This window comes from Pseudomonas sp. MF6776 (assembly GCF_016613125.1).
Lineage (GTDB): Bacteria > Pseudomonadota > Gammaproteobacteria > Pseudomonadales > Pseudomonadaceae > Aquipseudomonas > Aquipseudomonas iridis.
The window spans coordinates 276,356-288,750 of sequence record NZ_JAENSQ010000006.1; the positions used below are offsets into that span (position 1 = coordinate 276,356).

A 12,395-nucleotide genomic window follows, 5' to 3' on the forward strand; every position below is an offset into this window, starting at 1 on the left:
CTAGGCTTCGCAAGCAGCCCCGGCCGGGTTGTTCACCAGGCGTTCGAGGGTGTCGCGATCCACTAATTCTTTGTCCAGTTTGATGTAAACAGCCGCTTCATCAGCAACTATCACTGCATCGGTTACCCCTACGAGGGCCTTGAGGCGCTCGACCAGACCCGCTTCGCGGATCGCCTCGGGCGACAACGGCAAGCGCAGGCTCGTCACGTAGGGAGGTTCGCGCATGGTAACAGCAAAGGCCAGCCATATGGCAGCCAGCCCGGCACATCCAAGGAACACAACCGACAGACCGCCATGCTGAAACAACCAGCCACCGAGTATCCCGCCGAGAGCCGAACCGAGGAACTGGCTGGTGGAATACACGCCCATGGCCGTGCCCTTCCCGCCCGCCGGTGAAACCTTGCTGATCAGCGACGGCAATGAAGCCTCCAGCAGATTGAACGCGGTGAAAAACACCACCGTGCCAATCACCAGAGCCCGCAAGCTGTCACCGAACTGCCAGAAGAATAGCTCAGTCAGCATCAGCGTCATGACGGCGCCGAGCAAAACTCGTTTCATTTTGCGTTTCTTCTCGCCATAGATGATGAACGGGATCATGGCGAAGAACGAAATCAGCAGTGCCGTCAGATAGACCCACCAATGCTGCTCCTTGGGCAAACCGGCTTTTTCCACCAGTGCCAGGGGCAGCGCGACGAAGCTCGACATCAACATGGCATGTAACACAAAGATGCCCAGATCCAGGCGCAACAGATCCGGATGCTTGAGCGTCGGCAGCAACGCCTGCCGCGCCACGCCCGACTCCCGATGCTGCAATGGCCCGGTGGACTTGGGCACCATGAACATGACGATCACGATTCCGACCAGCGCCATCGCGCCAGTGGCGAGAAACAATCCGGACAAGCCGAAGGCACTGGTCAGCAGCGGCCCGACCACCATGGCCACGGCGAATGACAGGCCAATGGTCATGCCGATCATTGCCATCGCTTTGGTGCGGTGTTGTTCACGGGTCAGGTCAGACAGTAACGCCATGACCGCAGCGGAAATCGCCCCGGCGCCTTGCAGGATCCGCCCGGCGATCACGCCCCAGATCGAGTCGGCCTGAGAGGCCAGCACACTGCCGAGGGCGAAGACGATCAGCCCCAGATAAATCACTGGCCGGCGGCCGATGCGGTCGGAAATAAACCCGAACGGAATCTGGAAAATCGCCTGTGTCAGGCCGTAAGCGCCGATAGCCAACCCAATCAGGGCCGGGGTCGCCCCTGCCAGATCCATGCCGTAGGTCGCCAGCACCGGCAACACCATGAACATGCCAAGCATACGGAAGGCGAACACCAGGGCCAGACCGCTCGCTGCGCGGGTCTCGCTGCCACTCATGCGTTCGCTGTGGGGATCGTGCATGGAAAAACCTCGTGTGAACCGGCGGCGATTCTACCAGTCCCATCGAAAGACGGGGTATATCGCGACGCTTTGCCACGCATAGATGAAACTCTCTTCATACAAGGCAAAAAACGCTTGGTTTGATAGTGTGCATCCATCCAGTATTTGCCCGTATACTCCTACGTTTTCGACGCCCGCCGAGCGAGGCCACTTTGGACAAGATCCTGATACGTGGGGCCCGTACCCACAACCTGAAGAACATCGACCTGACCCTGCCACGGGACAAACTGATCGTCATCACCGGCCTGTCCGGATCCGGCAAGTCTTCCCTGGCCTTCGACACCCTGTACGCCGAAGGTCAGCGCCGCTATGTCGAATCCCTGTCGGCCTACGCCCGGCAGTTCCTGTCGATGATGGAAAAACCTGACGTCGACACCATTGAAGGCCTGTCGCCGGCAATCTCCATCGAACAGAAGTCGACCTCCCACAACCCGCGCTCCACGGTCGGCACCATCACCGAAATCTACGACTACCTGCGCCTGCTCTATGCGCGCGTCGGTACGCCGCGCTGCCCGGATCACGATATTCCGCTGGAAGCGCAGACCGTCAGCCAAATGGTCGACCTGGTACTGGCGCAACCGGAAGGCAGCAAACTGATGCTGCTGGCACCGGTGATTCGCGAACGCAAAGGCGAGCACCTGTCGGTTTTTGAAGAACTGCGTGCGCAAGGTTTCGTCCGCGCCCGGGTCAATGGCCGAATCTGCGAGCTCGACGAGCTGCCGAAACTGGATAAACAGAAGAAGCACTCGATCGATGTAATCGTCGACCGCTTCAAGGTTCGCGCCGATCTGCAGCAACGTCTGGCCGAGTCTTTCGAGACCGCACTGAAACTGGCGGACGGTATTGCCCTCGTGGCGCCGATGGACGACGAACCGGGCGAAGAGATGATCTTCTCCGCACGCTTCGCCTGCCCGATCTGCGGCCATGCGATCAGCGAACTCGAGCCCAAGCTGTTCTCTTTCAACAACCCGGCCGGCGCCTGCCCGACCTGCGATGGCCTGGGCGTTAAGCAATTCTTTGACATCAAGCGACTGGTCAACGGCGAACTGACGCTGGCCGAAGGCGCGATCCGCGGCTGGGACAGGCGTAACGTCTATTACTTCCAGATGCTGGGCTCGCTGGCCTCGCACTATGGTTTCAGTCTGGAGAAGCCATTCAACGAACTGCCGGCCGATCAGCAGAAGTCCATCCTGCACGGCAGCGGCTCGCAGAACGTCGACTTCAAATACCTCAATGACCGTGGCGATATCGTCAAACGTTCGCACCCGTTCGAAGGCATCGTGCCGAACCTGGAGCGACGTTACCGCGAGACCGAATCGGCGAGCGTGCGTGAAGAGCTGGCCAAGTTCCTCAGTACCCAGTCCTGCCCGGATTGCCGAGGCACACGTCTGCGTCGCGAGGCGCGGCACGTCTGGGTCGGCGAGAAGACTCTGCCGGCGGTGACCAACCTGCCGATCGGCGATGCCTGCGAGTATTTCGGCACGCTGAAGCTGACCGGTCGTCGTGGCGAAATTGCCGACAAGATCCTCAAGGAAATCCGCGAGCGTCTGCAGTTCCTGGTTAACGTCGGGCTGGACTACCTCTCGCTGGACCGCAGCGCGGACACCCTTTCCGGCGGTGAAGCCCAGCGGATTCGTCTGGCCAGCCAGATCGGTGCTGGCCTGGTGGGCGTGTTGTACATACTCGACGAACCGTCGATCGGCCTGCACCAGCGCGATAACGACCGACTGCTCGGTACGCTCAAACATCTGCGCGATATCGGCAACACGGTGATCGTGGTCGAACACGACGAAGACGCCATCCGTTTGGCCGATTACGTGGTCGATATCGGTCCGGGCGCTGGCGTGCATGGCGGCCATATCGTCGCCGAAGGTACGCCCGCCGAAGTCATGGCGCACCCGGACTCGCTCACCGGCAAGTATCTATCGGGCCGGGTGAAGATCGCAGTGCCAGCCAAGCGCACGCCTCGCAACAAGAAGCTGACCCTGTCACTCAAGGGCGCGCGCGGCAACAACTTGCGCAATGTCGATCTGGAAATCCCGATCGGCCTGCTGACGTGCGTGACCGGTGTGTCCGGTTCGGGCAAATCGACGCTGATCAACAACACGCTGTTCCCGCTGAGCGCCACGGCACTCAACGGTGCGACCACGCTGGAAGCAGCAGCACACGACAGCATCAAAGGCCTGGAACATCTCGACAAAGTCGTCGATATCGACCAGAGCCCGATCGGCCGTACGCCGCGCTCCAACCCGGCGACTTACACCGGGCTGTTCACGCCAATCCGCGAACTGTTCGCCGGCGTGCCGGAATCACGCTCGCGTGGTTACGGGCCTGGGCGTTTCTCGTTCAACGTCAAGGGCGGTCGCTGCGAAGCGTGCCAGGGCGACGGTCTGATCAAGGTGGAAATGCACTTCCTGCCGGACATCTATGTGCCGTGTGACGTGTGCAAGAGCAAGCGCTACAACCGCGAAACCCTTGAGATCAAGTACAAGGGCAAGAACATCCACGAAACCCTCGAGATGACCATCGAGGAAGCACGGGTGTTCTTCGATGCGGTACCGGCACTGGCGCGCAAACTGCAAACGCTGATGGATGTGGGGCTGTCGTACATCAAGCTCGGGCAATCTGCGACTACGCTGTCCGGCGGTGAAGCGCAGCGGGTCAAGCTGTCACGCGAGTTATCCAAACGCGACACCGGCAAGACCCTGTACATCCTCGATGAGCCGACCACAGGCCTGCACTTCGCGGATATCCAGCAATTGCTCGATGTGCTGCATCGCCTGCGCGATCACGGCAACACCGTGGTGGTGATCGAACACAACCTGGACGTGATCAAGACGGCTGACTGGCTGGTTGATCTCGGGCCTGAAGGCGGTTCCAAGGGTGGACAGATCATCGCCACCGGCACACCAGAGGAAGTGGCCGAGATGAAGCAATCTCACACCGGTTACTACCTCAAGCCGTTGCTGATCCGTGATCGAGCCTAAACAGCGGGCATGAAAAAGCCCCTGTCACTTCATCAGTGACAGGGGCTTTTTTATATCTTTGCAATCAGGAAGTATGCGACTGCAGATAGTTCTCGAGACCGATGAGCTTGATCAGGCCCAACTGCTTTTCCAGCCAGTAGGTGTGATCTTCTTCGGTGTCGTTCAGCTGAATCCGCAGGATCTCACGACTGACGTAGTCTCTGTGTTGCTCGCAGAGCTCGATGCCTTTGCACAGCGCAGCGCGCACTTTGTACTCAAGGCGCAGATCCGCTTCGAGCATTTCCGGCACCGTGGTGCCGACATCCAGATCATCCGGACGCATACGCGGTGTGCCTTCAAGCATCAGAATCCGGCGCATCAACGCATCGGCGTGACCAGCCTCTTCTTCCATCTCGTGGTTGATTCGCTCGTAGAGCTTGGTGAACCCCCAGTCCTCATACATCCGCGAATGAACGAAATATTGGTCACGCGCGGCCAGTTCGCCGGTCAGCAACGTGTTGAGGTAATCGATTACGTCTGGGTGGCCTTGCATCGCCCTACATCTCCCTGCTTGAAAGGCTGTAGTTTGAACCAACCGGACCGGGAGGTCACTCTTTCTACGCAATAAAAGCGAAGATATTCTGAGAAATGAGGCCTAAATAACGCAAAAACCGCCCAAATGAGGGCGGTTCTGCTTATCGTTTAGACTTCGTTAAGCTGTACGTTGAGCAGCTTTGCGATTGCTTCTCCATACGCCGGATCGGCTTTGTAAAAGTGCTGCAACTGGCGGTCTACGACGTCAGGCGAAACCCCGCTCATTGCCCCGGCAATGTTGCTGACCAACAGAGCTTTTTGCTCGTCACTCATCAAGCGGAACAGCGCACCGGCGTGGCTGTAGTAATCGGTGTCTTCGCGGTGATCGTAACGATCAGCAGCACCGCTCAAGCTCAGGGCAGGTTCAGCATAATGCGGCGCTTGCTTTGGCGACTCGATGTGGCTGTTCGGCTCGTAGTTGGGCGCCGCACCACCGTTGCTGCCAAAAGCCATCGAGCCATCACGCTGATAGGTATTCACCGGACTGCGCGGAGCATTCACCGGCAATTGCTGGTGATTGGTGCCGACACGGTAGCGATGGGCATCAGCGTAAGCGAACACACGACCTTGCAGCATGCGGTCAGGCGAGAGACCGACGCCTGGAACCATGTTGCTTGGGCCGAATGCGGCTTGCTCGACTTCGGCAAAGTAATTCAGCGGATTGCGGTTCAATTCCAGCTCGCCCACTTCGATCAGCGGGAATTCTTTCTGCGACCAGGTCTTGGTGACATCGAACGGGTTCTCGAAATGCGCCGCAGCTTGAGCCTCGGTCATGATCTGGATGCACACGCGCCATTTCGGGAAGTCACCGCGCTCGATCGCCTCGAACAGGTCACGCTGGGCGTAATCCGGATCGGTGCCCGCCAAACGCGCAGCATCTGCCGGCGTGAGGTTTTTGATCCCTTGCTTGGTCTTGTAGTGCCACTTCACCCAGTGACGCTCGCCCTGCGCGCTGATCAGGCTGTACGTGTGGCTGCCGAAGCCATGCATGTGACGGTAGCCGTCGGGAATACCGCGATCAGAGAACAGAATCGTGACCTGGTGCAGCGCTTCGGGTGAATGCGACCAGAAGTCCCACATCATTTGCGCACTTTTCAGGTTGCTTTGTGGCATACGCTTTTGAGTGTGGATGAAGTCTGGAAACTTCAGGGGATCACGAATAAAGAACACTGGCGTGTTGTTGCCAACGATGTCCCAGTTGCCTTCTTCGGTATAAAACTTCAAAGCGAAACCACGAGGATCGCGCTCGGTATCAGCCGATCCACGCTCGCCACCGACAGTGGAGAATCGCAGAAAGGTCGGAGTTTGCTTGCCCACAGACTCGAACAGCTTGGCGCTGGTGTACTGGGTGATATCGCCAGTAACAGTGAACGTACCGTAAGCACCCGAGCCCTTGGCATGCACGCGGCGCTCAGGAATGTTTTCACGGTTGAAGTGGGCGAGCTTCTCGATCAAGTGAAAATCGTCGAGCAGAAGCGGGCCGCGCGGGCCGGCAGAGCGAGAATTCTGGTTATCAGCGACTGGAGCGCCACTGGCGGTCGTAAGCGTTTTCATCTGGCTCATACGGTCTTCTTCCTCTTTCAGTCTTCAAACTGCCGGCTAATCGGCTTGGTGGGAAGTATTGATCATTAACGTGACACCTACAAATTCATTGCCTTGCAGACATCGATAGAAAATTACTAATGATCATTTCCCGCACATGATGACAAAAGAGGGGAGCCGCAAGCTTGTACAAATCAATCATTTTCTTACAGGCACAAAAAACCGGGCACTAGGCCCGGTTCTTCGTTTCAGACTGACGTCTTACTCAGCGGATACAGCTTCACCGCCGGTAGCACGATCAACCAACTCGACGTACGCCATAGGCGCGTTGTCGCCAGTGCGGAAGCCGCACTTGAGGATGCGCAGGTAGCCACCCTCACGGGTAGCGTAACGCTTGCCCAGGTCGTTGAAGAGCTTACCAACGATAGCTTTCGAACGAGTACGGTCGAAAACCAAACGGCGGTTAGCCAGGCTGTCTGTCTTGGCCAAAGTGATCAGCGGCTCAGCAACGCGACGCAGTTCTTTAGCTTTCGGCAGTGTAGTTTTGATCAGCTCGTGCTCGAACAGCGACACCGCCATGTTTTGGAACATGGCCTTGCGGTGCGAGCTGGTGCGGCTCAGGTGACGACCACTTTTACGATGACGCATGGTTCATTCCTTACCAAACACTACGTTCGGTGATTACGACGATCAGGCAGTCGCCTTGTCGTCCTTCTTAAGACTTGCAGGCGGCCAGTTGTCGAGGCGCATGCCGAGGGACAGACCGCGGGAGGCCAGAACGTCCTTGATTTCAGTCAAGGATTTCTTACCCAGGTTCGGAGTCTTCAACAGCTCTACTTCGGTGCGCTGAATCAGGTCACCGATGTAGTAGATGTTTTCCGCCTTAAGGCAGTTAGCCGAACGTACAGTCAGTTCCAGATCGTCAACCGGGCGAAGCAGGATCGGATCGATCTCGTCTTCCTGCTCGACAACCACTGGCTCACTGTCACCTTTGAGGTCGACGAACGCAGCCAACTGCTGTTGCAGAATGGTTGCAGCGCGGCGAATTGCCTCTTCAGGATCCAGAGTACCGTTGGTTTCCAGATCAATAACCAGCTTGTCCAGGTTAGTACGCTGCTCGACACGGGCGTTTTCCACCACGTATGCGATACGGCGAACCGGGCTGAACGAAGAGTCAAGCTGCAAGCGACCGATGCTGCGGCTTTCGTCTTCATCGCTCTGACGCGAGTCGGCTGGTTCATAACCACGACCACGAGCTACAGTGAGCTTCATGTTCAGGGCGCCGTTAGACGCCAGGTTAGCGATTACGTGATCGGGATTAACGATCTCGACATCATGATCCAGCTGAATATCGGCAGCGGTAACCACCCCCGAACCCTTCTTCGACAAGGTCAGCGTAACTTCGTCACGACCGTGCAGCTTGATGGCCAGACCTTTAAGGTTCAACAGGATTTCAATTACGTCTTCCTGTACACCTTCGATGGCGCTGTACTCGTGGAGCACACCGTCAATCTCGGCCTCGACTACTGCGCAGCCGGGCATTGAGGACAACAGGATGCGTCGCAGCGCGTTGCCCAGGGTGTGGCCAAAACCACGCTCGAGAGGCTCGAGAGTGATCTTGGCGCGGGTTGGACTGACAACCTGCACATCAATATGGCGGGGTGTCAGGAACTCATTTACCGAAATCTGCATGGATGCACCTATTTTCTAGCCCTTACTTGGAGTAGAGCTCGACAATCAGGCTTTCGTTGATGTCGGCGGACAGATCACTGCGAGCAGGAACGTTCTTGAAAACGCCCGACTTCTTCTCAGTGTCTACTTCTACCCATTCTACGCGGCCACGTTGGGCACACAGATCGAGAGCTTGGACAATGCGAAGCTGGTTTTTTGCTTTCTCGCGAACTGCAACCACGTCACCAGCACGAACCTGATACGACGGAACGTTTACGGTCTGACCGTTAACGCTGATCGACTTGTGCGATACCAGCTGGCGGGATTCGGCACGAGTCGAACCAAAGCCCATACGGTATACAACGTTGTCCAGACGGCATTCGAGCAGTTGCAGCAGGTTTTCACCGGTTGCACCTTTCTTGCCAGCAGCTTCTTTGTAGTAGCCGCTGAACTGACGCTCGAGAACGCCGTAGATACGACGGACCTTCTGCTTTTCACGCAGTTGGGTGCCGTAGTCGGACTGGCGACCGCGGCGTTGGCCGTGGATACCAGGTGCTGCTTCAATGTTGCACTTCGATTCGATCGCGCGCACGCCGCTCTTCAGGAAGAGATCGGTGCCTTCGCGACGAGCGAGTTTGCATTTTGGACCAATGTAACGAGCCATTCTTTACAATCTCCTGGATTACACGCGGCGCTTCTTCGGCGGACGGCACCCGTTGTGCGGGATTGGCGTCACGTCGGTGATGCTGGCGATCTTATAGCCACAGCCGTTCAATGCACGGACAGCAGACTCACGACCTGGACCTGGACCTTTGACGTTAACGTCGAGGTTTTTCAGGCCATATTCCAGCGCAGCTTGACCAGCACGTTCAGCAGCTACTTGAGCAGCAAACGGGGTGGACTTGCGGGAACCGCGGAAACCCGAACCACCAGAGGTAGCCCAAGAAAGCGCGTTACCTTGACGGTCGGTGATGGTCACGATTGTGTTGTTAAAAGAAGCATGGATGTGGGCGATGCCATCAACCACTGTCTTTTTAACTTTTTTACGAGGACGAGCAGCAGGTTTTGCCATGATTAATTTCCTGTCGATTCGCGTGGGCGATTACTTGCGGATCGGCTTACGCGGACCTTTACGGGTACGCGCGTTAGTCTTGGTACGCTGACCGCGCACTGGAAGACCACGACGATGACGCAGACCACGGTAGCAACCGAGGTCCATCAAACGCTTGATTTTCATGTTGATTTCGCGACGCAGGTCACCTTCAGTGGTGAACTTCGCCACTTCGCCACGCAACTGTTCAATCTGCTCGTCGCTCAGATCTTTGATCTTTGCGGCTGGGTTTACCCCAGTCTCTGCGCAAATTTTCTGCGCAGTAGTGCGACCAACACCATAGATGTAGGTCAGCGAGATAACAGTGTGCTTGTTATCTGGAATGTTAACGCCTGCAATACGGGCCATTCAGTGGGACTCCAATTGACAGCTACCTACGCCCCGGAAGCCAAGAAATAGGGCGCGAGATAATATCGCTGTAATAACAAATAATCAACCCGGCAGCGCACTAGCTGCCGGGCTTCAAGCGGATCACACTCAGCCTTGGCGCTGTTTGTGACGCGGTTCCGCGCTGCAAATTACTCGAACAACACCTTCGCGGCGAATAATTTTGCAGTTACGGCACAGCTTTTTCACCGATGCACGAACTTTCATCACCAACTCCTCGAACCTTATGGGTACTCAGCGCAACATGCCGCTGCCGTAACCCTTCAGGTTGGCTTTCTTCATCAGGGATTCGTACTGGTGCGAAACGAGGTGCGATTGTACTTGGGACATGAAGTCCATCACAACCACGACCACGATCAGCAACGAGGTCCCGCCAAGGTAGAACGGAACGTTTGCCGCAACCACCAGGAACTGGGGCAACAGACATACGGCCGTCATATATAGAGCACCGAACAGGGTCAAACGGGTCAGAACGCCACCAATGTAGCGCGCCGACTGCTCGCCCGGACGGATACCCGGAATAAAGGCACCGGACTTCTTCAGGTTTTCCGCTACGTCTTTCGGATTGAACATCAACGCCGTATAGAAGAAGCAGAAGAAAATAATCCCTGCACTAAACAGCAGAATATTCAACGGCTGACCAGGAGCGATCGACTGCGAGATGTCCTGCAACCAGCCCAAACCTTCAGACTGACCGAACCAGGTACCCAACGAAGCCGGGAACAGCAAAATGCTGCTCGCGAAAATAGCCGGAATAACACCGGCCATGTTCACCTTCAGCGGCAAGTGGCTAGTCTGCGCAGCGAAGACCTTACGGCCCTGCTGACGCTTGGCGTAGTGAACAGCAATACGACGCTGACCACGCTCAATGAACACCACAAAACCGATAATCGCTACTGCCAGCAAACCGATCGCAACAAGGGCAAAAATGTTGATGTCACCCTGACGCGCAGACTCGAAAGACTGCCCGATCGCTCTCGGAAGACCGGCGACGATACCTGCGAAAATCAACATCGAGATACCGTTGCCAACACCACGCTCAGTAATCTGCTCACCCAGCCACATCATGAACATCGCACCAGCCACAAAAGTGGATACCGCGACGAAATGGAAGCCAAAGTCACCAGTGAACGATACGCCCTGCCCCGCCAGACCAATGGACATGCCAATAGCCTGAACGAGAGCGAGAACGACAGTGCCGTAGCGGGTGTACTGAGCAATCTTGCGACGCCCAGCTTCACCTTCCTTCTTCAACTGTTCCAACTGCGGGCTGACGGCTGTCATCAGCTGCATGATGATCGATGCCGAAATGTACGGCATGATCCCCAGTGCAAAGATGCTCATCCTTTCCAGCGCGCCGCCGGAGAACATGTTGAACAAGCTAAGAATGGTCCCCTCATTCTGTCGAAACAGTTCTGCGAGTCGGTCCGGGTTGATACCTGGAACCGGGATGTGTGCGCCTATTCGGTAGACGATAATCGCCAGGAACAGAAAACGCAGACGAGCCCAGAGTTCAGACATACCGCCTTTGCCGAGCGCAGAGAGAGCACCTTGCTTAGCCATTTATTCCTCGAACTTGCCGCCAGCTGCTTCGATAGCCGAACGCGCACCTTTGGTGGCGCCGATTCCCTTGCCGATAGTGACAGCGCGAGTCACTTCACCGGACAGCATGATTTTCACACGCTGTACGTTGACGTTAATCACGTTGGCATCTTTCAGGGACTGCACGGTAACGATGTCGCCTTCCACTTTAGCCAGCTCGGACAGACGCACTTCTGCGCGATCCATAGCCTTCAGGGAAACGAAACCGAACTTCGGCAGGCGACGATGCAGCGGCTGTTGACCGCCTTCAAAGCCTGGAGCAATGGTGCCACCGGAGCGGGAGGTCTGACCTTTGTGGCCGCGGCCACCAGTCTTACCCAAACCGCTACCGATACCACGGCCCGGACGATGCTTTTCACGACGGGAACCCGGCGCTGGACTCAGATCATTGAGTTTCATCGATTAACCCTCGACACGCAGCATGTAGTAAGCCTTGTTGATCATCCCGCGATTCTCGGGAGTATCCTGGACTTCTACAGTGTGACCGATGCGACGCAGACCCAGACCCTTAACGCACAATTTGTGGTTAGGGATGCGGCCGGTCATGCTTTTGATCAGCGTTACTTTAACGGTAGCCATGATCAGAAGATCTCCTTGACGGTCAAGCCACGCTTGGCGGCAATAGACTCAGGAGATTGCATGGCTTTCAGACCCTTGAAAGTGGCGTGAACCACGTTTACCGGGTTAGTCGAGCCGTAGCACTTGGCCAGAACGTTCTGAACGCCAGCAACTTCGAGGACAGCACGCATAGCGCCACCAGCGATGATACCGGTACCTTCAGAAGCAGGCTGCATGTACACCTTCGAAGCGCCGTGAGCGGACTTCATTGCGTACTGCAGAGTGGTGCCGTTCAGGTCAACTTGAATCATGTTGCGGCGAGCAGCTTCCATTGCCTTCTGGATCGCAGCAGGCACTTCACGTGACTTGCCACGGCCGAAGCCAACACGCCCTTTACCATCACCAACCACGGTCAACGCGGTGAAAGTGAAGATACGGCCGCCTTTAACGGTTTTGGCTACGCGGTTAACTTGAACCAGCTTCTCAATGTAGCCTTCGTCGCGCTTTTGGTCGTTATTTGACATAAC

The 12,395-nt window shown here is 56.5% G+C and carries 14 protein-coding genes; 1 reads left to right on the forward strand and 13 read right to left on the reverse strand.

All coding sequences use genetic code 11. The annotated features are described in order from the left end of the window. Positions 1–1,398, reverse strand: a complete 1,398-nt coding sequence (locus JJD74_RS09820) for an MFS transporter (protein ID WP_042561334.1) — start codon at positions 1,396–1,398, stop codon at positions 1–3. A 191-nt stretch (positions 1,399–1,589) separates the two neighbouring features. Between JJD74_RS09820 and uvrA the strand changes: the two genes are divergently transcribed. Next, positions 1,590–4,424 carry an excinuclease ABC subunit UvrA gene (uvrA, locus tag JJD74_RS09825; protein ID WP_042561335.1) on the forward strand — a complete coding sequence of 945 codons (2,835 nt, stop codon included), beginning with the start codon at positions 1,590–1,592 and terminating at the stop codon, positions 4,422–4,424. 64 nt (positions 4,425–4,488) lie between these two features. Here the strand turns inward: uvrA and bfr are convergent, their stop codons facing one another. The 12 genes from bfr to rpsE all read right to left on the reverse strand — a co-directional run bounded on the left by bfr (position 4,489) and on the right by rpsE (position 12,392). Further along, complete coding sequence (bfr, locus tag JJD74_RS09830; protein ID WP_042561336.1) at positions 4,489–4,956, reverse strand: bacterioferritin; 468 nt, start codon at positions 4,954–4,956, stop codon at positions 4,489–4,491. Positions 4,957–5,105: 149 nt separating this feature from the next. Next, positions 5,106–6,560 carry a catalase gene (locus JJD74_RS09835; RefSeq protein ID WP_042561337.1) on the reverse strand — a complete coding sequence of 485 codons (1,455 nt, stop codon included), beginning with the start codon at positions 6,558–6,560 and terminating at the stop codon, positions 5,106–5,108. A 240-nt stretch (positions 6,561–6,800) separates the two neighbouring features. After that, positions 6,801–7,187 carry a 50S ribosomal protein L17 gene (rplQ, locus tag JJD74_RS09840; protein WP_042561338.1) on the reverse strand — a complete coding sequence of 129 codons (387 nt, stop codon included), beginning with the start codon at positions 7,185–7,187 and terminating at the stop codon, positions 6,801–6,803. Between the two features lie 42 nt (positions 7,188–7,229). Further along, positions 7,230–8,231 (reverse strand): DNA-directed RNA polymerase subunit alpha, encoded by a 1,002-nt coding sequence (locus JJD74_RS09845; protein WP_003186012.1) that lies wholly within the window; start codon positions 8,229–8,231, stop codon positions 7,230–7,232. A 22-nt stretch (positions 8,232–8,253) separates the two neighbouring features. Beyond that, positions 8,254–8,874: a 30S ribosomal protein S4 gene (rpsD, locus tag JJD74_RS09850; RefSeq protein WP_003176404.1), complete on the reverse strand. Its 621-nt coding sequence runs from the start codon at positions 8,872–8,874 to the stop codon at positions 8,254–8,256. 18 nt (positions 8,875–8,892) lie between these two features. Further along, positions 8,893–9,282, reverse strand: a complete 390-nt coding sequence (gene rpsK, locus JJD74_RS09855; protein ID WP_002555466.1) for a 30S ribosomal protein S11 — start codon at positions 9,280–9,282, stop codon at positions 8,893–8,895. A 30-nt stretch (positions 9,283–9,312) separates the two neighbouring features. Next, on the reverse strand, positions 9,313–9,669 hold the full coding sequence (rpsM, locus tag JJD74_RS09860) for a 30S ribosomal protein S13 (RefSeq protein ID WP_009045849.1): 357 nt from the start codon (positions 9,667–9,669) through the stop codon (positions 9,313–9,315). 129 nt (positions 9,670–9,798) lie between these two features. Then, positions 9,799–9,915 (reverse strand): 50S ribosomal protein L36, encoded by a 117-nt coding sequence (gene rpmJ / locus JJD74_RS09865; RefSeq protein WP_002555468.1) that lies wholly within the window; start codon positions 9,913–9,915, stop codon positions 9,799–9,801. Positions 9,916–9,942: 27 nt separating this feature from the next. Then, complete coding sequence (secY, locus tag JJD74_RS09870) at positions 9,943–11,271, reverse strand: preprotein translocase subunit SecY (RefSeq protein ID WP_200613347.1); 1,329 nt, start codon at positions 11,269–11,271, stop codon at positions 9,943–9,945. Continuing rightward, the gene (rplO, locus tag JJD74_RS09875; RefSeq protein WP_042561340.1) at positions 11,272–11,709 is read right to left on the reverse strand and encodes a 50S ribosomal protein L15; all 438 of its coding nucleotides are present in this window, start codon (positions 11,707–11,709) and stop codon (positions 11,272–11,274) included. A 3-nt stretch (positions 11,710–11,712) separates the two neighbouring features. Next, positions 11,713–11,889, reverse strand: coding sequence for a 50S ribosomal protein L30 (rpmD, locus tag JJD74_RS09880; RefSeq protein ID WP_003176408.1), 177 nt, complete (start codon positions 11,887–11,889; stop codon positions 11,713–11,715). A 2-nt stretch (positions 11,890–11,891) separates the two neighbouring features. Next, positions 11,892–12,392 carry a 30S ribosomal protein S5 gene (rpsE, locus tag JJD74_RS09885; RefSeq protein ID WP_003176409.1) on the reverse strand — a complete coding sequence of 167 codons (501 nt, stop codon included), beginning with the start codon at positions 12,390–12,392 and terminating at the stop codon, positions 11,892–11,894. Between the last annotated feature and the right edge of the window lie 3 nt (positions 12,393–12,395).

Bases quoted from the DNA above. Each gene is read 5' to 3' on its own strand.
- JJD74_RS09820 (WP_042561334.1), bottom strand. From the start codon at position 1,398: ATGCACGATCCCCACAGCGAACGCATGAGTGGCAGCGAGACCCGCGCA.
- bfr (WP_042561336.1), bottom strand. From the start codon at position 4,956: ATGCAAGGCCACCCAGACGTAATCGATTACCTCAACACGTTGCTGACC.
- JJD74_RS09835 (WP_042561337.1), bottom strand. From the start codon at position 6,560: ATGAGCCAGATGAAAACGCTTACGACCGCCAGTGGCGCTCCAGTCGCT.
- rplQ (WP_042561338.1), bottom strand. From the start codon at position 7,187: ATGCGTCATCGTAAAAGTGGTCGTCACCTGAGCCGCACCAGCTCGCAC.
- JJD74_RS09845 (WP_003186012.1), bottom strand. From the start codon at position 8,231: ATGCAGATTTCGGTAAATGAGTTCCTGACACCCCGCCATATTGATGTG.
- rpsD (WP_003176404.1), bottom strand. From the start codon at position 8,874: ATGGCTCGTTACATTGGTCCAAAATGCAAACTCGCTCGTCGCGAAGGC.
- rpsK (WP_002555466.1), bottom strand. From the start codon at position 9,282: ATGGCAAAACCTGCTGCTCGTCCTCGTAAAAAAGTTAAAAAGACAGTG.
- rpsM (WP_009045849.1), bottom strand. From the start codon at position 9,669: ATGGCCCGTATTGCAGGCGTTAACATTCCAGATAACAAGCACACTGTT.
- rpmJ (WP_002555468.1), bottom strand. From the start codon at position 9,915: ATGAAAGTTCGTGCATCGGTGAAAAAGCTGTGCCGTAACTGCAAAATT.
- secY (WP_200613347.1), bottom strand. From the start codon at position 11,271: ATGGCTAAGCAAGGTGCTCTCTCTGCGCTCGGCAAAGGCGGTATGTCT.
- rplO (WP_042561340.1), bottom strand. From the start codon at position 11,709: ATGAAACTCAATGATCTGAGTCCAGCGCCGGGTTCCCGTCGTGAAAAG.
- rpmD (WP_003176408.1), bottom strand. From the start codon at position 11,889: ATGGCTACCGTTAAAGTAACGCTGATCAAAAGCATGACCGGCCGCATC.
- rpsE (WP_003176409.1), bottom strand. From the start codon at position 12,392: ATGTCAAATAACGACCAAAAGCGCGACGAAGGCTACATTGAGAAGCTG.